Source organism: Nocardiopsis changdeensis (assembly GCF_018316655.1).
GTDB classification, from domain to species: Bacteria; Actinomycetota; Actinomycetes; order Streptosporangiales; family Streptosporangiaceae; genus Nocardiopsis; species Nocardiopsis changdeensis.
The window spans coordinates 4078644-4098618 of sequence record NZ_CP074133.1; the positions used below are offsets into that span (position 1 = coordinate 4078644).

Genomic DNA, 19975 nt, shown 5'->3' on the forward strand with positions numbered 1-19975 from the left:
TCGTCGCCGCCCGCACCGTGGCCCGCACCGCTTGAACGCCACCGCGCCCTCCGCCGCCCGTTTCCCCACCGTTTCCCAGGAGTTGACGGGATGCGAAGAATGATACAGCCTATACACTACATACTGTGATGCCGGTCACGGCAGTGCACGAGGAGGAACAGATGACGGTTGTACTGGCCCACGCCCCGGTGGATTCCGCCGAGGCGGCGTTCGGGGCGGCGGTGCGGCAGGCCTCTCTTCAGGGGTGGGATCTGGTGATCGCCAACGCCGCCTCGCACGACGCCCCGGCCGACACCCGCGCGGTGGGGGGTTCCACGCTCCAGAGCCTCGTCGAGCGCGCCCGACAGGAGGGCGTACAGGCGCGAGCGGTGCACCTGGCCGACTCCGATGCGGCGGCGGCGCTGCTGAACCTGACCGAAAAGGCGGACGCCGAACTCCTGGTCATCGGGGTCCGCCACCGGTCGGCGATCGGAAAACTGCTCGTGGGCAGCACGGCGCAGCGCCTGATCCTGGAGGCGAAGTGCCCGGTCCTGTCGGTGAAGGCCTGACCCGCGTGACAGGAACGACGAGAGAGGGTTCTTCATGATCGGCGACAAGGGGCTCATCGCACCCGCCGCGGGCGCGGTCCTGGTACTGGTGACCGGCTTCTTCGCGGTCCAGGACGCGATGGGGCAGGACGAGGGCTCGCTGGCCCGCTCGGCCCTGACCGTGATCGCCCCGGCGGCGGCCGGGGGCGGCTGGGACCTGGCCGCCCGCGAGTTCCAGCAGGCGACCAGGACCGAGTCGATCGTCAACAGCGTCCAGGTGGTGAACGTCCCCGGCGCGGGGGGCACGATCGGGCTGGGCCAGTTGCGGCAGCTGGAAGCCGACCCCGCCACCGTGATGATCACCGGCGCGGCGATGGTCGGCGGCGTGGAGATGGGCGGGTCCTCGGCACGGCTGAGCGACGTGACCCCGATCGCCCGGCTGACCGACGACTTCGAGGTCATCGCGGTGCCCGCGGACTCCCCGTGGGAGACCCTGGAGGAGTTCCTCGACGACTGGCGGGAGGACCCGACCATCCCCGTCGGCGGAGGGTCGGCGGGCTCCCCCGACCACCTGGTCGCCGGACAGCTGGCCGAGGCGGCCGGGCTCGATCCGGCGGACCTGCACTACACACCGCACGCCGGAGGCGGCGAGCTCACCCTGTCCCTGCTCTCCGACGCCAACGGCACCGTGCGGATCGGGGTCAGCGGATTCAACGACTTCCGCGACCTCATCGAGGGGGGCCGGCTGCGCGCCCTGGCCGTGGTCGCCCCCGAACGCCTGGAGGGCGTGGACGTACCGACCACGGCGGAACTCGGCTACCCCTCCGTGGACCTGGTCAACTGGCGCGGCATCGTCGCCGCCCCCGGGATCTCCGACGAGGAGCAGGCCGAGCTGCTGGCGATCACCGAGGAGATGTACCGGGCCGGGTCCTGGCAGGAGGCGATCGACCGCAACCGCTGGGAACCCAACTGGGCCGGGCCGGAGGAGTTCACCGGCTTCATCGCCGAGGAGGAGACCCGGACCCGCGCACTCATGATCGACCTCGGCCTCATCGACGAGGCCTGACCCGGGACCCCACGGAGGAGAAACATGTCCGACACCACCCTTGACCCGTCCCCCACCACCGACCCGCCGGGAGACCGTGAGCCGGCGCGCCCCCTGTCCTTCTGGGAAGGACGCGGCGAACTGCTCATCGGCGCCGTCCTGCTGCTCATGGCGGCGGTCCTGGCCCTGGGGAACCTCGGGATGGACGTCATCGGCGACGGGGGCCTGCTCGGCCCCCAGGGCTTCGGCTGGTTCGTCGCCGCGCTCGCGGCGGTCGTCGGTGCCCTGCTGGTCGCCTCGACGCTGCGGCGCACCCCCGAGCGCCGCCGCGCACTGGCCGAGCAGGAGGGCACCAACTGGCGCGCCGTCGGCCTGGTGCTGACCGGTGTCATCGCCTTCAGCGCCCTGATCGACATCGTGGGCTGGCTCGTCATGGCCACCCTGATGTTCGCGACCGTGGCCACCGGCCTGGGCAACCGCAACCTGCTGCGCAACCTCACCGTCGGGTTCGTCATGGCGGCCACCGTCCAGATCGTGTTCAGCGGCATGCTCGGCCTCAACCTCCCGTCCGGCCTGTTGGGAGGTCTGTGACATGGAGCAACTGACACACCTGCTCGGCGGGTTCGGCGACGTCCTCACCCCGATGAACCTCGTGTGGATCGTCGTCGGCGCCTTCCTGGGCACCGCGGTGGGCGTGATGCCGGGCCTGGGGTCGGCCATGGCCGTCGCGCTGCTGCTGCCGATGACCTTCACACTGGATCCCCTCGCCGCGCTCATCCTGTTCAGCGGCGTCTACTTCGGCGGGCTCTTCGGCGACTCCACCGCGGGCATCCTGATGAACACCCCGGGCAACAGCACCGCGATCGCCACCACCTTCGAGGGCCACACCATGGCCCGCAACGGGCGGGCCCCGCAGGCGCTGGCGACCTCCGCCATCGGCGCCTTCGTCGGCGGTCTGCTGGCCACCGTACTGGTGGTGTTCTTCGCCCCCACCATGGCCGACCTGGCGACCGAGTTCGGACCCGGCGAGTACTTCGCCCTGGCGCTGTTCGCCTTCGTGGCCATCTCCTCCATCGTCTCCGAGTCGCCGCTCAAGGGCCTGGCCGCGCTGGCCATCGGCCTGGGGCTCGCCCTGGTGGGCACCGACCAGTCCACGGGCACCGCACGCTTCACCTTCGGGGTTCCGGCCCTGTTCGACGGGATCAGCGTCGTGGTGATCACCGTGGCCGTGCTGGCGGTGGGCGAGGTACTCCACGCCGCGGGACGCGTGGGCCACCGCGGAGCGCACGAGATCGTGCCCTCCGCGGGTCGCCCCTGGCTGTCGGGGCGGGACTTCCGCGCCGCTCTGCCCGCATGGCTCAGGGGTGCGGGTATCGGCGTGCCCTTCGGGATCATCCCGGCCGGCGGGGCCGAGGTCCCCACCTTCCTCGCCTACAGCACCGAGCGCCAACTGGACAAACGCCGCAGGGAACCCCGGTTCGGCAAGGGCGCCATCCAGGGCGTGGCCGCACCCGAGGCCGCGGGCAACGCCACCGCCGGAAGCGCGATGGGCGCGCTGCTGTCCCTGGGCCTGCCGACCTCGGCGACGGCCGCGGTCCTGCTGGCGGCCTTCCAGCAGTACGGCATGCAGCCCGGCCCGCTGCTGTTCGAGCGCAACGGCGACATCGTCTGGGCGCTGTTGGCCGGACTGCTGCTGGCCACGGTGGTGCTCCTGGTCATCAACCTGCCCTTCGCCCCGCTCTGGGCGAAACTACTGCTGCTGCCCCAGTCCTACCTCTACGCGGGCATCACCGTCTTCGCCTGCCTCGGCGTCTACGCCACCGGCGCCAGCAAGACCGACCTGGCCATCATGTGCGTCCTGGGCGCGCTGGCCTTCGTCATGCGGCGCACCGGGGTGCCGCTGGCCCCGATCCTCATCGCCGTCATCCTGGGCCCGCTGGCGGAGTACTCCCTGCGCGACGCCATGGCCAACTCCGGCAACGACCCGCTCACCCTGGTCGGCAGTCCCATCACCATCACCCTGTACGGCCTCCTCCTGCTCGGACTGGTCTGGACCCTGTGGCGGAGGTTCCGCCCCGCCGTCCCGACCCGCCCTGCGGACGAGGAGGGAGCGGAGGCGCACGACCGGGTCTGACCGCCCCGCGGACTTCACGCGCGAGGGCCGCCCGGAAGACTCCGGGCGGCCCTCGCGCGTGAGGCCGGCAGGGGTCAACCGCGTGCTGATGCCCGGAACGCCCGGTCCAGGATGTAGGGCAGGAGTCCGCCGTGCCGGTGGTAGAGCCGCTCCCGCGAGGTGTCCAACCGGGCCCGTACGGTGAATTCCACGACGTCGCCCGTGGTCAGGTGCCGGGCGGTGACGCGAAGGCGGGCGGGCACCTCGGGCCGGCCCTCCATCCCGGCGACGGTGTACTCCTCCCGCCCCGTCAGCCCCAGGCTCTGTGCGCTCTGCCCGTCCTCGAACTGGAGCGGCAGCACCCCCATGCCGACCAGGTTGGAGCGGTGGATGCGCTCGAAGGACTCGGCGATCACGGCCCGCACGCCCAGCAGGGCGGTGACCTTGGCCGCCCAGTCACGGGACGAACCGGTCCCGTACTCCTTGCCGCCGATCACGATCAGGTCCTGCCCCCTCTCCAGGTGGCGTTCGGCGATCACGTGCACGTCGTCTGTGATGCGGTCGGCCCCGTCCGGGCCGAGGTCGACGGCCTTCCCGCCCGGCAGGCCGGGGGTCGTCCGGTTCTCCAGCCGCGGGTTGGCGAAGCCGCCGCGCAGCATGACCTGCCAGTTGCCGCGGCGTGAGGCGTAGGTGTTCAGCTCCCGCTCCGCCACGCCCTGTCCGGTGAGGAAGCGTCCGGCCGCGCTCGCGGCGGGGATGCGCCCGGCGGGGCAGATGTGGTCGGTGGTGACCGAGTCGCCGAGCAGTTGCAGGACCCGGGCACCGGTGATGTCGCGCTGCCCGGGGGGCGTGGTGCCTGTCGCGCGGTCCAGGAACGGGGGCCGCCGGAGGTAGGTCGACTCGCGATCCCAGGCGAAGACGGGTCCCTCGGGGGCGTCCAGGCCCCTCCAGTTGTCGTCCCCGTCGAAGAGGGTGCCGTAGACCCCGGTGTACAAGGACGGCTCGATGCAGGCCCGGGCCACCGCGTCCACCTCGGCCTCGCCGGGCCACAGGTCCGCGAGCATCACGGGCCCGCCGTCCGCGCCGGTGCCGAGCGGTTCGGCGGTCAGGTCGATGTCGACCGTGCCGGCCAGGGCGAAGGCCACCACCAGGGGCGGGGAGGCGAGGAAGTTCAGGGAGACGTCGTTGTTGATCCGCCCGTCGAAGTTGCGGTTGCCCGAGGTCACCGAGGCCGCCACGAGCCCTCGTTCCCCGACCGCGGCCTCCACCTCCGGCAGGAGGGCCCCGGAGTTGCCGATACAGGTCATGCAGCCGAAGCCGACCAGGCCGAATCCCAGGGCCTCCAGGTCTCCCATCAGCCCGGCGCGTTCCAGGTAGTCCACCACGACGCGGGAGCCGGGGGCCAGGCTGGTCTTGACCCAGGGGCGGGGGCGCAGGCCGAGGCGGGTCGCGTTGCGGGCCAGCAGTCCGGCGGCGATCATCACCGCCGGGTTGGAGGTGTTGGTGCAGGAGGTGATGGCGGCGATGGCGACCGCACCGTCCCGGGGCCCGTCGCCGGTGCCCCCGCCCCCGGTGTCCGTGTCGTCCCGCGGGTGTTCGGGGAGGGCCTCCCGCAGTGCGCGCCGGGTGTCGCCCAGGTCCAGGCGGTCCTGGGGGCGCCGGGGTCCGGCCAGGCTGGGGGTGATCCCGTCCAGGTCCACCGTGACGGTCCGGTCGAAGCGGGGGCGGCCGGCCGGGTCGTGCCAGAGCCCCTGTTCTTTGGCGTAGGCCTCCACCAGGTGTACCTGCTCCTCGGGGCGTCCGGTGAGGCGGAGGTAGTCCAGGGTGTTGCGGTCGACGGGGAAGAGCGCTGCGGTCGACCCGAACTCCGGGCTCATGTTGGCCAGGGTGCACCGGGTGGCCAGGCTCGTCGCGGCCACGCCGGGCCCGAAGAACTCCACGATCGCCCCGACCACGCCCAGGCCCCGCATCCGCTCGGTGACGGTGAGGACCAGGTCGGTGGCGGTCACCCCGGGCCGCAGCTCCCCGACCAGTTCGACCCCGACCACGGGCGGGATGAGCATCGAGACGGGCTGGCCCAGCAGGGCGGCCTCGGCCTCGATGCCGCCCACACCCCAGGCCAGCACCGACAGGCCGTTGACCATGGTGGTGTGGGAGTCGGTCCCGGCCACGGTGTCGGGGAAGGCGAGGCCGTCGCGTACCTCGACCACCCGGGCCAGGTACTCGACGTTGATCTGGTGCATGATCCCCGCGCCGGGCGGCACCACCTTCAGGGTGCTCAGTGCCTGCTGCCCCCACTTGAGGAAGCGGTAGCGCTCGCGGTTGCGCTCGTACTCGCGCCGCACGTTGAGGGCGGGGGCGTCGGGGCGGGCGAAGAAGTCGGTGGACACCGAGTGGTCGACCGTCAGCTCGGCCGGGATGGCGCCGTCGACGGCGGCCGGGTCCCCGCCGCGTTCGGCCACGGCGTCGCGTAGGGCGGCCAGGTCGGTCAGCACGGGCACGCCGTTGGTGTCGTGCAGGAAGACCCGCGAGGGGTGGAAGGCGATCTCGTGGGAGCCGACGCGGCCCGCGACGAGCGCCTCGATGTCGGCGGCCGAGACGAGGTCGCCGTCCTCGTGGCGTAGCAGGTTCTCCAGCATCACCTTGTGCGCGAAGGGCAGGTCCTCGGTTCCCGGTACGGCACCGAGGTGGAAGAACTCGACACTGCCCGTAGTGGTCCGCAGCCTCCGCCGGCTGCGGTGTGAATCGATCGACATCGCACCTCCTAGCCTATAGGCTACATGATGCAAGCAGGCGTGATCGGGCGGTATCCTCTTCCCTCAGGGAGGACGGGGAGCACGTGACGACGAAGCGGGTCTTCAGCAAGAGCGAGTACGCCTATGAGGAGATCAAGCAGCGCATCCTCACCGATGCCCTGCACCCCGGGGCCGCGGTGAACCAGGAGGGTGTCGCCGCCGAACTGGGCATCTCGACCACGCCGGTACGCGAGGCCTTCAAGCGCCTGGCCAGCGAAGGGCTGATGGTGCTGGCCACGCACAAGGACGCCCGGGTGTCCGAGCTGACCTTCGCCGAAGCCCAGAGCCTGTACGAGATCCGCCTCAACATCGACCCCCTGGCCGCCCGGTGGGCCGCCGAGCGCCGCACCGACGCCGACGTCGCGGCCATCCGAAAGGCCGTCGGTGACCTGCACCCGCTGACCGGCACCGCCGGGATCCCGGCGCTCACCGCCCACCGCGAGTTCCACCGCGCCGTCTACCGGGCCTCGCACAACCAGCCCATGATCGAGATCCTCGACAGCCTGTGGGACAAGGCCGACCGCTATCGCCAGTTCACGTTGAAGTACCGGACGGACTCCGAGGCGGAGATAGAGCGCGTCCGCGCCGAACACCAAGCGCTCGCCGACGCCGTGGCGGACGGCGACGGGGCACGGGCCGCGGAGGTCATGCGCGCGCACATCTCCCAGAGCCTCGGGCGGCAGGCCATGGAGGAGCTCCGGTCGAGGGAGACGGCGGGCGGCTGACCGGCACGGTCGGCGCCGCCGCGAAACCACGTGAAGCCGGGCGCGGTCCCCGAACACGGTGCCAGGGTCACGTCTCAGGCCCCGGTACGCGCCCCGAAGCGGCGGCCCCGGGGTAGGCGGTCACCTCTGACGGCGGCCGGGACCCGCCACGAGCGATGGGCGTGCCGAGTCGCCGTCGGCACCCGGCCGGGCCCGTCAGTTGTAGGAGGGAGGGAAGCCGCAGTTGCTGCCCACGTAGTAGTAGGTCAGCTGCACCGGTTCGCTCTTGTCCAGGGTCGTACCGGGTTCAGGGGACTGCCTCAGCACCTCGCACGACTCGGGGATGAACCTGCCCTCGCCGCTGGGGGGACCGTAGCCGGGGGTGCCCTGGATGTTCGTGAAGCCGCTCGCCTGGAGGGCGCTCTTGGCCTCGCTCGTCGACATCCCGACGACGGCGGGGACCGTTCCGTCGGTCGAGCCCGAACCGCCTCCGCCGCCACCCCCGCCCCCCGAACCGGCGGTGCCTCCCCCGCCGCCGGAGCCGTCCGGCTCCTCCCCGGAGCCGTCGTCCGACTCGTCGTCGGCCCCGCCCGACGTGCCTTCCGCCGACGCCTCCCCGCCGTCCGAGGAGGAGGCCGACTCGTCGGGCGTCTCCCGCGCATCGCCGCTCGGGTCGGGATCCGACGGTCCGCCGCCGTCGGTCGGGTCGTCGTCGGTCCCGGTGGCCGCGACGGTGCCGCCCCCGTCCGCGACGGCCGAGGGGTCGTCGCCCCCCGTCAGCGGGGACCAGGCCAGTGCCGTGGTCAGGAGCAGCAGGGCGGCCACGGCGGCCGCCACGAACCCGCCTCGCCAGGACCACATTCCGTGCCCCCTCCGCCCCCTGCCGGGGGCGCGCCGGCTCAGCACCGTCGGGTCCCCGGCGGCGGCGTCCCGGCAGGCCGTGGCGAACTCCTCCGCCGAGGCCCACCGGTCCCGCGGATCCTTCTCGAGCGCTCTGAGGACCACGTGCCGGATCGGCTCCGGGACCCGGTCGGGAAGCGGGGGCGGTTCGGCGGTCAGGTGGGCCGCGATGACGGCGGCGTGGTCGTTGGAGTCGAAGGGCGGCTTCCCGGCCAGGCACTGGTAGGCGACCGCGCCGAGGGAGTAGATGTCGGTGGCGTGGGTGAGTCCACGCATGTTGAGCTGTTCGGGGGAGGCGTAGGAGAGCGTTCCCAGCGCGACGCCGGTGGACGTCAGCGAGGTCACGTCGTTGATCCGGGCGATGCCGAAGTCGACGAGCTTGACCTCCCCGTCCTGGGTGACGAGGACGTTGCCGGGTTTGATGTCGCGGTGGATGATCCCCGCGCCGTGGACGACCTGGAGGGTGTCGGCGACCGCGGCGACGATCTCCATCGCCCGCTCGGGCGCGAGCGGCTCCCCGCTCCCGACCAGCGTGGACAGTGACGCCCCCTCGACCAGTTCCATCACCAGGTAGGCGATCTTCTCCCCATCGGCGACGGCCTCGCCGTGGTCGTACACGGCCGCGAAGCCGGGGCCCTGGAGCCTGGCCGCGGCCATGGCCTCGTGTTCGAACCGCCTGCGCGCGCCCTCGGTGTCCGCGGCGGTGGTATCCCTCAGAAGCTTGACCGCGACCGGGCGGTTCAGCCGGGTGTCGTGGCCTCGCCAGACCGTTCCCATACCGCCTGCGGCGATGACCTCGTCGAGGCGGTAGCGGTCCGCGATCGGGGATCTCACAGTTGCTCCTTGCGTTGGAGGGGGTGGCAAGGTCTGGGAACCGGGGCCCGTCTCCCGGACGGGCAACGACATCAGATGCGCGAAAGGCGAAAGAGGTTCATGACCGGTCGGGTGCGTGCGCGTTCGGGTGGGAGGGCGTCATGGGCCCCGCGGGCCGGGGCGTGGTGGAGAAGGGGGCCATCGCGGTGCTCCTTTTCCACGCTCGGACAGCGCGCGAGGGCTGACACGCAGGACCGCGACGAACGCGGCCGGTGCGAGGGTGATGGGAATGCCCGCCGGCTCACCGCGGCGGTCATGTACGGCGGTCGCGGCGAACATGGGGGCGCGAGGCCGGCGACTGTCGGCGGTGGCGGCCGGGCCAGCGTGCCGAAGGCCTCCGACGGCGGCAGATGCGGCCGCCGGGCCACCGGCGATGGTTCACGTCACGGTATCCCCGGGTGCCCTCTCAGGGGCGACGGGCTGTGGTCGGTACCGGTGGCCCGGCGGGGCTCGCCGGTCAGAAGTACGGGGCGAAGCCGCTGGTACGAGAGGCCCGGCCGGTCATGGCGAGGCCGATCCGGAGGAGCGCGAATGCTTCGGGCGCGCGGGCCCACGTCCGCGGCCTCCAAGCCGGTGCCGGACATGGACCCCGGGCCCTGGCAGGCAAGCGCCTCCTACCGCTGTAGGAATCGGAGGATCTTGGGGGCGGGGATGCGGGGTCTGGGGCGTGCGGTGTCAGCCCGGCTTGCGCTCGGTGCCCGGCTTCTCCTCCTCCCGCTCCGGCTCGGTGGCCGGCGCGGGCGATGACAGCGGGTCGAACGGGTCCCGGGTACCGACGGAGGGGCTGACTCTGGACCTGTACACGGGATCTCCTTCCCTGCGGGCGTCCGGTACGCCCGCCGCGAAGCGGCCTACCCCGCGCCGGCGACGGGCAGACGCCAGTGGCCGGGACGAGCCACGACCGCAAGCGGCCCTGCCGCCGGAATCGGGCACGGCCCTGTTCCGCAGCGACCGGCACAGCCCCGGGCGTTCCGGATCCCGGCCGCCCGAGCCCCGACGGTCTCGCGGGAGGTCATAGCGCCGGTCCCTGCTCCTGCCGGTCTCGCCCCCCTGCTCGGGCCCCGGGTTCCGGCACCGGGGCTCACTCGGTGTCGTCGGGGGGCTCGTACCCCGGCGGCGGGTCGATCGGCTCGCCCTCGGCGTCGATGACCCCGGTGTCGACGCACCACTGGGTCAGCGCGATGACCAGGCCCTCACTGTCGGTCTGGTCGGCCACCGCCTCACCGGCCTCGGGCAGCGCCGTGTCCAGGAACGCCTGGGCCGACGCGGCGTAGCTGTGGCCGACGGCCAGCAAGGCCTCCGCCAGGTCACCGCCGTCCGCGCCGGACTCGTCCTCCTCCGCGCTCCCCTCGGCCATCGTGTAGGCACGTTCGGCCAGGTGGCCGTGGACACACGCCGAGACGGTGTCGATCTCCTGTTGCTGCAGCTCCTCCTCCGAGGGGCCGGTGGGAGAGGGTGAGGGAGAGGGCGGCTGTGCGGTCTCCGGCTCGGGCGCGGGGGTCTGCTGTGCGCCGCAGGCGGTCAGCACGGCCGTCAGGGCCAGGGCCGCCGCGGGGGCGCGGAGGGGGTGTGCGGTCATGTGGGGTCTATTCCCGCGCTGACACCCGACACGCACCCAGGCCCCGCGCGCCGCGCGGGACCCTGGGTGATCCCGGCATGGCCTCAGGCGGGCTTGCGCTCGGTGCCGGGCTTCTCCGCCTCCGGCTCCAGCTCGGGAGCCGGGACCGGGTCGAGCGGGTCCCGTGGCATCCGCGTGCCCGCCGACGGGCCGCCGCCCCTGGATCTGTACACGGGGTCTCCTTCCCGGCGGGCGTCGCGTGCGCCCGCTCCCGGAGCGGCCTACCCCACGCCAACGGCGGACAGGCCCCGGTAGCCGGGACAGGCCATGGCCCCTTTCGGCCTACTCGGCCCGCCCCCGAAAGGGGCATGAGGGACGGGTTCGCCGGGAACATCGGTTCTGACCGGACCCGCCCCCTCCTGACCGGCGACCCGGCCCACATCGGCCCCTACCGACCCTACCCCCGCTCAGGCGACGGTACGGGCCAGGTGTCCCTGGGCCGCGTGCGAATCCCAGTGCGCAAGAGGCGGACATTCGGCCAAGGAACTCCGACCACTTGCGCCTCCGGGGCCTTCACCCCCTCGGAGTCGTCGAGCGGCAAGAGGCCGACGCCCCACACGGGAGACAGTGCCACTGGCAGCCTGTTCTCCATGACACCCCCAGCGATAGCGATCGCCGACTACGACCCGCGCTGGCCCGGTATGGCTTCTGCCGCCATCGCCGGACTCCAGGAGGCCGGCCCCAGGCTGTTCACGGAGATCGAGCACATCGGGGCCACCTCCGTCCCGGGGCTCGCGGCCAAACCCGTCATCGACCTGATGGCGGCCACCGCGTCCCTGCAAGGGGTTAGCGACCACGAGCCCGCCCTGGCCCGTCTCGGCTTCACCCCGCACGAGAACGGCATGACCGACCGGCTGCTCTACGTGCGCGCCCCAGGCGGGGTGCGCACGCACATCCTGCACGTCGTCACCCGGGCGAGCTGGCCCACCCGCAACCAGAGGATCCTCCGCGACCACCTGCGCTCCCACCCGGAGGAGGCGGCACGCTATGCGGATCTGAAGCGCAGACTCGCGGCCACCGCTGTCGCCCCGGGCGAGTACACCGAGGCGAAGACCGCGTTCATCCAGGAAGTGACCGACCGCGCGCGCAGGGAGCGCGGCCTGCCACCCGAAGCGGTCTGGGAGAAGCGCCCCCACGGCCCACACGGGTGACCGACCGTTACCGCACCACAAGATCAGTGCCGGAAGCCGGGGATGCCGGTGGTTCGGCCGCCACGGTGAGAGGACGGGGTGCCGGGCCGTACGCGGGCCGTCGCCCGGACCGCACGACCCGGCCCACCGCCCCTTCAGTCCAGGTCGGACATGTCGAGCACGAAGCGGTAGCGGACGTCGTTTCGCCGAAGGCGGTCGAGAGCCGTGTTCACCTGTGACGACGGGAGTATCTCGACGTCGGCGGTGATGCTGTGGTCGGCGCAGAATCGGAGCATCTCTGCTGTCGCCGGGCGGCCTCCGCTGCCCGCGGAACCGAGCTTCTTGCGGCCGATGAGCAGGTCGGTGGTCTCGACGGCGACGGGGCCCAGGTACCCGAGAAGGCTGAGGGTGCCGTCCATCGCCACCAGTTTCAGATACGGGGCGAGGTCGTGCGGGGCGGAGACGGTGTCGATGAGGACGTCGAAGGTGTCGCGGGCGGCGGCCATCTGTCGGGGGTCAGTGGAGGCGATGAGGTCGTGGGCCCCGAGTTCCCGGGCGTCGTCGTGCTTGTCCTGGGTGCGGCTGATGACGGTCGTGGTGGCCCCCAGTGCCACGGCCATCTTGACCGCGAGGTGGCCCAGGCCGCCGAGGCCGGCCACGGCGACGCGGCTGCCGGGGCCCACGCCGAGGGAGCGCAGGGGTTCCCAGACGGTGACGCCGGCGCACATCAGCGGGGCGGCCGCGGCCGGGTCGAGCCCGGCGGGGAGCGGGTGGGCGAAGGCGTCGCGCACGACGTACTCGCGGGAGTAGCCGCCCAGGGTGGTCGATCCGTCCCGCCGGTCGGTCCCGCCGTAGGTCAAGGTCGGGAAGGAGCGGCAGAAGTTCTCCTGTCCGGCTTCGCACATGGCGCACTCGCCGCAGGAGTCGACGATGTTGCCCACCGCGACGCGGTCGCCGACCGAGAAGGCGGTCACTTCGGAGCCGGTTCCGGCCACGACGCCGGTGAATTCGTGGCCGGGGACCAGGGGCGCTTCCGCATGCCGGTCGTGGGTGCCCAGGGCGTGCAGGTCGCTGTGGCACACGCCGCAGTAGTCGACCCGCACCGCGATATCGTCCGGGCGCAGGTCACGGCGCTCCAGTCGGACACGCCGCAGTTCTGTCGGGCCGGTGGCCCGCCATCCGTCGGTCGTCCGCATGCGTCTCTCCTTAAACAGACTGTTCTGTCTGTTTCAGCGTAGGCGCGTCCGCACACCGAGGCAAACCAACTGTTCTGTTTGGTAGGCTGCGGGCATGCCGGAACGACCGCAGACCTCGCGAGGCGCCGCGACCTACCAGCGCATCCTGGACGCCGCCACCGAAGAGTTCGCCCAGTACGGCATCGCCGGGGCGCGCATCGAGCGCATCGTGGCGGCGGCGCGCACCAATAAGGCCCAGCTCTACGCCTACTTCGGCGACAAGGAGCGGCTCTTCGACGCGATCCTCCTCGACTCGCTGGAGCGCATCACCAACGTCGTGCCCATCGACGCCGACGATCTGGCGGAGTGGGCCGTCCGTCTGTACGACGAATACCTGCGCCGTCCCGACCTCATCCGGTTGGCGACCTGGACACGGCTGGAGCGTCGGCCCGCCGGGCACCTCGTCGAGATGCACCAGCACTACGACGACCGCAAGCTCACGGCCATCGCCGAGGCCCAGGCCGCCGGGCGGGTCCGCGCGGGCGACCCGTTCGACATCATGGCCATGGTCATCGCCATGTCCATGGCCTGGTCTCCGGTCAGCAACGTGTACGCGGCCAGCAGTCGGGAAGCCGATGACGTACACGACCAGCGCCGCGCCCTGCTCCGCGACTGCGTCCGAAAAGCCACCGCGGCCGACTGAGGCGACGCGCCCCCATCGCCGGCGCCGCCCCCTGGCGGCACTCGCGCATACCGCCCGGGCCCGGGCGGATCATGACGCTGGTGACGAAGGCCCCAGGTCAGGCCCCTTCGTCGTTCTCCGTTCTGCTGGGGCCCCTCCTGTTCGAGTGGACCCCACCACAGGAAGGAGCGGGCCACGCCTTCCGGTCACACGGACGGCGCGGATCAGGCCGGGCGGGCGAGGGTGATGATCTCCGTGCTGGTCGCGGTCAGCGGGGTGCGGTCCCAGTAGCCGTACCGCTCGTCCACGGCGAGCCCGGCCTGCGCCAGGAAGCGGTCCAGGGTGTCGGCGTCCAGGAACCGCAGGGTGCTGCGGCTGACCACGGGCTCGGACCAGCCCTCCAGGTGGTAGTCCGATGTGAAGGTCACCAGGTCGCCGCGCACCTCCCGCAACCGGTGCACGGAGGTGGCCCGGCGCCCGCCGGGGCCCTGCACGGTGCGCACCCGCTCGGGGGTCCAGGCCTCCCAGCCCCGGACCGCGGGGTTGCGGGTCTCGAAGGCGAACCGTCCCCCCGGCACCAGCGCCCGACGCACCGCGGCCAGCACGGCGTGCAGCTCCTCGTCGGAGGTGAACACCTGGAAGGCGTGCCCGGACATCATCACCAGGTCGAACGCCCCGGTGAACGGGCCATGGCCGGGGTCATCGTAGGGGCCGGCGAGCAGGTCGCCGTGGACCCACTCGACGTCCTCACGGTCGCGGCGGCCGACCTCCAGCATCGCCGCGGCCGGGTCCAGGCCCACCAGACGCCCGGTTTGCCCGCGCTCGCGGGCCACCCGCTGGATCTTGCCCGTTCCGCAGCCCACGTCCAGTACAGCGCGGGACCGCAGGACCAGGTCGAGGTAGAAATCGTCCTGGGGCGTGGAGCCCCAGGGGTTGAAGTAGTCGTACAGATCGGCCAGGTCCGGCTCGGAGAAGTGTCGATCGACCATCCGGGCATGATCGGCCAAGACGGGCCCCGGGGCCAATGGTTTTTGCGCCGTTCCGACGTGCGGACACCGGCGACCGGGTGTGGGCCTCGGGGACCGATCGGTCCGGACGCGCGCACGGCCTCCGCGCAACCGGGGGTTGCGTGGGGTCCGCCTTGACGAGGGCGTGGCCTCAAGTGGGCTTGCGCTCCGTACCGGGCTTGTCCACCTCTGTCTCCGGCTCGGGTGCCGGGACCGGGTCGAGCGGGTCCCACGGCACCCGGCCGCCGCTGGCCGGGCCGCCGCCCTTGGATCTGTGCACGGGGGTCTCCTCCCCTGGGGGCGTCGGGTGCGCCCGCCACGGGCGTGGCCTACCCCGCGCCGACGGCGGACAGACCGACCTGGCCGGGACAGGCCATGGCCCCTTTCGGCGTACTCGGACCGCTTCCGAAAGGGGCATGACGGAGGGGTTCGCTGGGAACATCGGTTCTGGACCGGACCCGACCCCCCTTGGAAGCGGTGCCATGCCCGACCCCCTCCTGCCCGGCGACCCCACCCGGACCGGCCCCTACACCCTGCACGCGCGCCTGGGCGGCGGCGGGATGGGTCAGGTGTTCCTGGGCCGCTCCCCCGGTGGGCGCACCGTCGCGGTCAAGGTCGTACGCCCCGACCTGGCCCAGGACGCCGAGTTCCGGCGCCGGTTCGCCACCGAGGTGGCCGCCGCCCGCAAGGTCGGCGGGTTCTACACCGCCCAGGTCGTGGACACCGACACCAGCGCCACCCCGCCCTGGCTGGCCACCGCCTACATCCCCGGCCCCACTCTGCACCGGGCCGTGGCCGACCACGGCCCCCTGCCGGTGGAGACCGTGGCGGTGCTCGGGGCAGGGCTGGCCGAGGGTCTGTCGGCGGTGCACGCCCAGGGGGTGGTGCACCGCGATCTCAAACCGGGCAACGTGCTGCTGGCCGAGGACGGTCCGCGGCTGATCGACTTCGGGATCGCCCGAGCCCTGGACTCCACCTCCCACACCCGCACCTCCACGGTGCTGGGCACCGCCGCTTTCATGTCCCCCGAACAGGCTAAGACGCAGAAGGTCGGCCCGGCCTCGGACGTGTTCTCCCTCGGGTGCGTGCTCGCCTTCGCCGCCACCGGCCGCAGCCCCTTCGGCGACGGTCCGGTGCACGCGGTGGTCTTCCGGGTGGTGCACGAGGAGCCCGACCTGGCCGACCTCCCCGCTTCCCTTGTCGACCTGGTGCGAGCCTGTCTGGCCAAGGACCCCGAGTCCCGGCCGGGTGCGGAGGAGGTGTCGGCGCACCTGGCCGCCGTGGGAGTGTCCCGAGCTTCAGACACTGGCCGGTGGCTGCCCCCGGACGTCACCGAGACACTGGCCCGGTACACGCTCGCCTACACCCGGTTCGAGCCCGGACAGGACCGGGACCCCGAAGGGGGTCCGGCCGGCCCCGCGAAGCAGATGCCTCAGGCCACCGGTTCCGACACGATCAAGCCGGAGACGCCGACGTTCTGGCGAAGGCTCCGTGGCGTTCGGGGCGTCGGCGCGGGCGCAGGCGAACAGCGGGACTCCCCGAAGGGAGCAGGTGGCGAGCTGGTCATCGGCAACCTCAGCCCACACCCCGTGGAGGTGGCCGTGGACGGCACCGTCCTGGGCACGGCCCCCGGGTTCGCCTCCCGTGCCTTCCCCGTCCCTCCCGGTCAGCGCTCGCTCCTGGTGAGCTCCGAGGGCCGCGGCGTGGCGCGGCGCGTCAAGGTGTCCGGGGGCGACACGGCGAAGTTGGCCTTCGACGTCCTCCCGGGACCGCATCCGGCTCCGGAGCCGGTCGAGCAGGTCGTCATCACCGGCGGCCGTCTCTCGGGAGTGGGCGGTCCGGCTCTCATGTTCGGCGGGATCGTCTGGATCGCCTCTGGACTGTTGGCGGTGACCATGTACGCGACAGGTGAGGCCCATCCCTCCGTGAGTGGGACGGAGATGCTGGTCGCCGTCGTGGTGGGGGGACTGATCGCGGGCCTCCTGGGTGGTCTCCTGGCTTTTTTCAGCGGACCGCCGCGGCTCGTCCTGTCCCGCGCCGGGCTGCGGCCCCCGCACCTTCCCGCAAGTGAGAAGCCGTTCAGGTGGGACCGTCTCGAACAGGTCAGCGTGGTCGGCGAGGGGGAGGGCGCGCAGGTCGTGGTCTGGCCGCGTCGAGGCTGGCCGCTGGAGACCACCCGGACGCTGAAGGACTACCAGGGCGGCAAGGTCGTGTGCAGGGCCGAGGAGGTCAACGCGGTGGACCCCCTCCAAGCAGAGCGCCTGCGTGCGGCGCTGCGGTGGTTCGCCGCCGACATCTGGGTCGAACAGCCGGCCGCTCCGTGATCTCGGTTCGCGACGCCGGAGAAGGTCGCCGACAGCGGTTCGAACGCCAGGTGCGTCGGTGGTCCTCCCTCAGCCTGGCAGCCCCACAGGACCATCGACACCAGCCGGTGTGCGCCGACCGACCGTCCGATCGGGGCGTCGTCGGCGAGGAGGTGGTCCTGGCCGACGACGTCGGCGAGGGTGCGGGGGCGCAGCCGGTCGGCCAGCGGTCGGGAGGCGTCGTCCGCATCGAACAGGGACGGCGGCCGCCCGCTCACGATTCCCGCCCTTCCTGATGTCCGGAGGCCAGGTCGTAGGAGTCGTGCACCAGGTCCTCGACCAGCCGCCCGGTGATGCCCGGGCCCGCGCCGACGGAGATCCAGTGCCGCTTGTCGAGGTAGTGCCCGGGCGTGATCGATTCGTGGTCGCGGCGGAGCGCGTCCCCGTGGTCCGGGTTCGCTTTGACGGTGATGATCTGCAGGTCCGGATCGTCCTCGGTGACGATGAGGAACACCTTGCCCCGCACCTTGAACACGTCCAGGTGCGGGGTGAACGGCCGTCCGCGTTCGACGTGCGCGAGCGCGGCCGCGGTGTCGCGGGCGGTCTGCTGGAGCTGTTCGCCGGAGAGCGTCATCGCTTGCTCCTTTCGAAGGCCGCCGGGTCCACGGGACGCCGCGCCCGGGGCAGGTTCTCCACGACGAGCAGGTAGGACTCGGTCACCAGGTCCTCCACGAGGCGCTGCGGCAGGTCTCCGCCGGGGTTCAGGGTGATCCAGTGCCGCTTGTTCATGTGGTAGCCGGGCGTGATCTCTTCATGGCGCTCCCGAAGCGCCTTGCCGTCCTCCGGCTCGGCCTTGACGATCACGATCGGTTCGCCGGTGACCTCGGTCAGCAGCATGAACACCTTGTCCCGCACCTTGAACACCTCCCAGTCCGGGCCGAACGGGTACTCGAGCCCGGCACCGGGCAGCTCCTCGGCGCGGTCTCTGGCGTACTGCTGCAGTGCGTCTTCCTGCATGTGTCCTCCGAGGTCGAAGCCGTGAGAGCGAAAGTGCGTACCATGGTACGTACTTTGGCCGACACAAGGAGACTCCCGTGCGGAAAGGCAGACCCAACGATCCGCAACGACGAACCCGGATCCTGCACGCCACGCTCGACGTGATCCGCTCGCAGGGGGTGCACGCGGCCTCGTACCGGCGGATCGCGGCACAGGCCGGCGTTCCGCTGGGATCGATGACGTACTACTTCCCCGATCTCGACGGGCTCGTCGTCGCCGCGTTCGAGACGCTTCGGGGTGAACTGGAGCCCCGGTTCGCCGCACCGCTCCGGGACGCCTCGACCACGGACGCCGTGATCGAGGTGCTCGTGTCGGCCACCGTGGGGGCCACGAGTCCGAGCACCGCGGACGTGCGCCTCTACACCGAGCTCTACCACTACGCGGCGCGCAGCACCCGCGCCGCCGACCTCGTCCGCGCCTTCCAAGAGGAATCGCTCACACTGCTCCGCGGCCGTCTCTCCGACGCCCGGGCCCGCGCCGTCGACGCCCTGATGTGGGGGTGGTGGAGCTATCGCCTGTTCCACCAGGACGCGCCGCTGGAGGAGGACATGGTCCGCCGCGCGTACCGAGCGCTCCTCGACACCCACTCGACCGCAGCCCCACGAACCCAGGAGGCCCACCATGCCTGACACCATGCGCGCGATCCGGCTCACCGGACCTGTCGCACCGAACGAACTCACCGTCTCCCGGGTGCCGGTCCCCGACGTCGGGCCCGGGCGCGTGCGCATCCGCGTGATGGCGTTCGGCGTCAACGAGTCCGAAGTCACCAGCCGAAAGGGGGAATCCGGACCCGACTTCTCCTTCCCCCGGATCCCGGGCATCGAAGCCGTCGGCGACGGTGTCGGGCTGGCCCCCGGGCAGAAGGTCGCGACGATGATGGGCGGCCTGGGCCGCTCCATCGACGGCGGCTACGCGCAGTACACCGTCGTCGACGCGGCCAACGCGATCCCGTTCGACACCGACCTGGGATGGGACGTCCTCGGTGCGCTCCCGGAGATGCTGCAGACCGCGCACGGCTCCATCACCACCCTGGGCCTGCAGGCCGGGCAGTACGTGCTCATCCGGGGAGGCACGTCCACCGTGGGCCTCACCGCGATCTCCATCGCCCACCGGCTCGGCGCCACGGTCCTTGCCACCACCCGGAACCCCGCCAGGTTCGAGCTCCTCACGCAGGTGGGTGCGGATCACGCCCTGCTCGACGACGACACGCTGACGGACGCGGTCCGCGGCCTCGTACCGGGCGGCCTCGACGCGGCCCTGGAGTTGGTCGCCGCGACCGCGCTGCCGGCCACGCTCTCCCTCGTCCGCCCCGGTGGCACGGTCTGCTTCGTCGGCGCCCTCAACGGAGAGTGGACCATCCCCGACTTCTCCCCGTTCTCCATCCCCACCGGCGTCCGCCTCACCAGCTACGCCGGCGGTGCTGACGATCTGCCCGCCGACGCGCTCGGGCGGTACCTCCGTGCAATCGAGGACGGGTCGCTGAAGGTCGTCATCGCCGACACCTACGAAGGGCTCGACAAGGTGGCACAGGCGCAGCACGACCTGGAGTCCGGTCACCGCCCCGGAAAGCACGTCGTCGTCCTCGCCGGGACGTGAGGAACGGTCACAGGATCCGGCGGTAGGCGCCGATCTGTTGACCGGCCGGTCGTCGGGGTCCACCACGGACCCGTGTTGTCGCGCCGGCCTCGAAATGAGGGGGAACGTACCGGCGGCACGCGTTCGAAGAGACACCGGGAGCCTGTTCCCACGGACGGTGTTGCCCGGTGCCGCTAGGAGCCGCACGGGTGACCTCGGACCTCACCGGCGGGAGCCGCCTGGAGCACGACATCCGCGCCCTGGCCGCCGACGGGCACCTGGCCCCCGGTTCGCGGACGACGCGACCGCCGACCGCCCACACCCGTGCAGACCGCAGAGGGCTGGCCGGGTGGTCCGCGAGGAACACGTAGGCGGCCGCCCGATGGTGTCGGGACCACCTCGTGCAGCGCGGTCAGAGCCTCGGTGAGCGCAGGAGGCAACGGTCGTCAGGACGTTCCGAACGGCGTGCGCG

At 72.1% G+C, this 19975-nt stretch carries 21 protein-coding genes; 11 read left to right on the top strand and 10 right to left on the bottom strand.

Annotation, left to right across the window (positions count from 1 at the left end):
* Nucleotides 1–161 precede the first annotated feature (161 nt).
* The 4 genes from KGD84_RS18805 to KGD84_RS18820 are packed head-to-tail and all read left to right on the top strand — an operon-like array spanning nt 162 to nt 3706.
* Nucleotides 162–548, top strand: coding sequence for a universal stress protein (locus tag KGD84_RS18805; protein ID WP_220561731.1), 387 nt, complete (start codon nt 162–164; stop codon nt 546–548).
* Between the two features lie 34 nt (nt 549–582).
* Complete coding sequence (locus tag KGD84_RS18810; RefSeq protein ID WP_220561732.1) at nt 583–1593, top strand: Bug family tripartite tricarboxylate transporter substrate binding protein; 1011 nt, start codon at nt 583–585, stop codon at nt 1591–1593.
* A gap of 24 nt (nt 1594–1617) precedes the next feature.
* The gene (locus KGD84_RS18815) at nt 1618–2163 is read left to right on the top strand and encodes a tripartite tricarboxylate transporter TctB family protein (RefSeq protein ID WP_220561733.1); all 546 of its coding nucleotides are present in this window, start codon (nt 1618–1620) and stop codon (nt 2161–2163) included.
* A gap of 1 nt (nt 2164) precedes the next feature.
* Nucleotides 2165–3706, top strand: coding sequence for a tripartite tricarboxylate transporter permease (locus KGD84_RS18820; RefSeq protein ID WP_220561734.1), 1542 nt, complete (start codon nt 2165–2167; stop codon nt 3704–3706).
* Between the two features lie 74 nt (nt 3707–3780).
* On the opposite strand, the gene acnA is transcribed toward KGD84_RS18820, so the two are convergent.
* On the bottom strand, nt 3781–6441 hold the full coding sequence (acnA, locus tag KGD84_RS18825) for an aconitate hydratase AcnA (protein ID WP_220561735.1): 2661 nt from the start codon (nt 6439–6441) through the stop codon (nt 3781–3783).
* Between the two features lie 83 nt (nt 6442–6524).
* Here acnA and KGD84_RS18830 point away from each other — a divergent pair, with 83 nt between their 5' ends.
* A complete protein-coding gene (locus KGD84_RS18830; protein ID WP_220561736.1) occupies nt 6525–7205 on the top strand; it encodes a GntR family transcriptional regulator in 681 nt (226 codons plus the stop codon).
* A 195-nt stretch (nt 7206–7400) separates the two neighbouring features.
* On the opposite strand, the gene KGD84_RS18835 is transcribed toward KGD84_RS18830, so the two are convergent.
* The 4 genes from KGD84_RS18835 to KGD84_RS18850 form a co-directional block, all read right to left on the bottom strand.
* Nucleotides 7401–8918 (bottom strand): serine/threonine protein kinase, encoded by a 1518-nt coding sequence (locus KGD84_RS18835; RefSeq protein WP_220561737.1) that lies wholly within the window; start codon nt 8916–8918, stop codon nt 7401–7403.
* Nucleotides 8919–9632: 714 nt separating this feature from the next.
* The gene (locus KGD84_RS18840; RefSeq protein WP_255646648.1) at nt 9633–9761 is read right to left on the bottom strand and encodes a hypothetical protein; all 129 of its coding nucleotides are present in this window, start codon (nt 9759–9761) and stop codon (nt 9633–9635) included.
* A gap of 277 nt (nt 9762–10038) precedes the next feature.
* A complete protein-coding gene (locus tag KGD84_RS18845; protein ID WP_220561738.1) occupies nt 10039–10536 on the bottom strand; it encodes a hypothetical protein in 498 nt (165 codons plus the stop codon).
* Between the two features lie 83 nt (nt 10537–10619).
* Complete coding sequence (locus tag KGD84_RS18850) at nt 10620–10748, bottom strand: hypothetical protein (protein ID WP_255646649.1); 129 nt, start codon at nt 10746–10748, stop codon at nt 10620–10622.
* Nucleotides 10749–11165: 417 nt separating this feature from the next.
* Between KGD84_RS18850 and KGD84_RS18855 the strand changes: the two genes are divergently transcribed.
* Nucleotides 11166–11726 (top strand): GrpB family protein, encoded by a 561-nt coding sequence (locus KGD84_RS18855; RefSeq protein WP_220561739.1) that lies wholly within the window; start codon nt 11166–11168, stop codon nt 11724–11726.
* Nucleotides 11727–11860: 134 nt separating this feature from the next.
* On the opposite strand, the gene KGD84_RS18860 is transcribed toward KGD84_RS18855, so the two are convergent.
* Entirely contained in the window at nt 11861–12901 is a 1041-nt protein-coding gene (locus tag KGD84_RS18860) for an NAD(P)-dependent alcohol dehydrogenase (RefSeq protein WP_220561740.1), read from the bottom strand.
* 94 nt (nt 12902–12995) lie between these two features.
* Between KGD84_RS18860 and KGD84_RS18865 the strand changes: the two genes are divergently transcribed.
* Nucleotides 12996–13583 (top strand): TetR/AcrR family transcriptional regulator, encoded by a 588-nt coding sequence (locus tag KGD84_RS18865; RefSeq protein ID WP_220561741.1) that lies wholly within the window; start codon nt 12996–12998, stop codon nt 13581–13583.
* Between the two features lie 203 nt (nt 13584–13786).
* Here the strand turns inward: KGD84_RS18865 and KGD84_RS18870 are convergent, their stop codons facing one another.
* Both KGD84_RS18870 and KGD84_RS18875 read right to left on the bottom strand, forming a co-directional pair.
* Complete coding sequence (locus KGD84_RS18870; protein WP_220561742.1) at nt 13787–14551, bottom strand: class I SAM-dependent methyltransferase; 765 nt, start codon at nt 14549–14551, stop codon at nt 13787–13789.
* Nucleotides 14552–14720: 169 nt separating this feature from the next.
* On the bottom strand, nt 14721–14849 hold the full coding sequence (locus tag KGD84_RS18875) for a hypothetical protein (protein WP_255646650.1): 129 nt from the start codon (nt 14847–14849) through the stop codon (nt 14721–14723).
* 202 nt (nt 14850–15051) lie between these two features.
* Between KGD84_RS18875 and KGD84_RS18880 the strand changes: the two genes are divergently transcribed.
* Nucleotides 15052–16893, top strand: coding sequence for a serine/threonine-protein kinase (locus KGD84_RS18880; RefSeq protein ID WP_220561743.1), 1842 nt, complete (start codon nt 15052–15054; stop codon nt 16891–16893).
* A gap of 253 nt (nt 16894–17146) precedes the next feature.
* Here KGD84_RS18880 and KGD84_RS18885 read toward each other — a convergent pair whose 3' ends face one another.
* Nucleotides 17147–17506 (bottom strand): MmcQ/YjbR family DNA-binding protein, encoded by a 360-nt coding sequence (locus KGD84_RS18885; protein ID WP_220561744.1) that lies wholly within the window; start codon nt 17504–17506, stop codon nt 17147–17149.
* Nucleotides 17503–17889 carry an MmcQ/YjbR family DNA-binding protein gene (locus tag KGD84_RS18890; RefSeq protein ID WP_220561745.1) on the bottom strand — a complete coding sequence of 129 codons (387 nt, stop codon included), beginning with the start codon at nt 17887–17889 and terminating at the stop codon, nt 17503–17505. The genes KGD84_RS18885 and KGD84_RS18890 overlap by 4 nt, the downstream gene beginning before the upstream one ends.
* A 77-nt stretch (nt 17890–17966) precedes the next feature.
* On the opposite strand from KGD84_RS18890, the gene KGD84_RS18895 reads away from it, so the two are divergent.
* The 3 genes from KGD84_RS18895 (at nt 17967) to KGD84_RS18905 (ending at nt 19874) form a co-directional block, all read left to right on the top strand.
* Nucleotides 17967–18557 (top strand): TetR/AcrR family transcriptional regulator, encoded by a 591-nt coding sequence (locus KGD84_RS18895; RefSeq protein ID WP_220561746.1) that lies wholly within the window; start codon nt 17967–17969, stop codon nt 18555–18557.
* Nucleotides 18550–19524 carry a zinc-binding dehydrogenase gene (locus KGD84_RS18900; RefSeq protein WP_220561747.1) on the top strand — a complete coding sequence of 325 codons (975 nt, stop codon included), beginning with the start codon at nt 18550–18552 and terminating at the stop codon, nt 19522–19524. Before KGD84_RS18895 ends, KGD84_RS18900 begins: the two co-directional genes overlap by 8 nt.
* Nucleotides 19525–19712: 188 nt before the next feature.
* Nucleotides 19713–19874, top strand: a complete 162-nt coding sequence (locus KGD84_RS18905) for a hypothetical protein (RefSeq protein WP_220561748.1) — start codon at nt 19713–19715, stop codon at nt 19872–19874.
* The last annotated feature ends 101 nt before the right edge of the window (nt 19875–19975 follow it).

Excerpts from the sequence above, each read along its gene's own strand:
- KGD84_RS18810 (WP_220561732.1), top strand. The coding sequence starts at position 583 with ATGATCGGCGACAAGGGGCTCATCGCACCCGCCGCGGGCGCGGTCCTG.
- KGD84_RS18865 (WP_220561741.1), top strand. The coding sequence starts at position 12,996 with ATGCCGGAACGACCGCAGACCTCGCGAGGCGCCGCGACCTACCAGCGC.
- KGD84_RS18880 (WP_220561743.1), top strand. The coding sequence starts at position 15,052 with ATGCCCGACCCCCTCCTGCCCGGCGACCCCACCCGGACCGGCCCCTAC.
- KGD84_RS18885 (WP_220561744.1), bottom strand. The coding sequence starts at position 17,506 with ATGACGCTCTCCGGCGAACAGCTCCAGCAGACCGCCCGCGACACCGCG.
- KGD84_RS18805 (WP_220561731.1), top strand. The coding sequence starts at position 162 with ATGACGGTTGTACTGGCCCACGCCCCGGTGGATTCCGCCGAGGCGGCG.
- acnA (WP_220561735.1), bottom strand. The coding sequence starts at position 6,441 with ATGTCGATCGATTCACACCGCAGCCGGCGGAGGCTGCGGACCACTACG.
- KGD84_RS18820 (WP_220561734.1), top strand. The coding sequence starts at position 2,165 with ATGGAGCAACTGACACACCTGCTCGGCGGGTTCGGCGACGTCCTCACC.
- KGD84_RS18900 (WP_220561747.1), top strand. The coding sequence starts at position 18,550 with ATGCCTGACACCATGCGCGCGATCCGGCTCACCGGACCTGTCGCACCG.
- KGD84_RS18860 (WP_220561740.1), bottom strand. The coding sequence starts at position 12,901 with ATGCGGACGACCGACGGATGGCGGGCCACCGGCCCGACAGAACTGCGG.
- KGD84_RS18890 (WP_220561745.1), bottom strand. The coding sequence starts at position 17,889 with ATGCAGGAAGACGCACTGCAGCAGTACGCCAGAGACCGCGCCGAGGAG.
- KGD84_RS18870 (WP_220561742.1), bottom strand. The coding sequence starts at position 14,551 with ATGGTCGATCGACACTTCTCCGAGCCGGACCTGGCCGATCTGTACGAC.
- KGD84_RS18815 (WP_220561733.1), top strand. The coding sequence starts at position 1,618 with ATGTCCGACACCACCCTTGACCCGTCCCCCACCACCGACCCGCCGGGA.
- KGD84_RS18855 (WP_220561739.1), top strand. The coding sequence starts at position 11,166 with ATGACACCCCCAGCGATAGCGATCGCCGACTACGACCCGCGCTGGCCC.
- KGD84_RS18845 (WP_220561738.1), bottom strand. The coding sequence starts at position 10,536 with ATGACCGCACACCCCCTCCGCGCCCCCGCGGCGGCCCTGGCCCTGACG.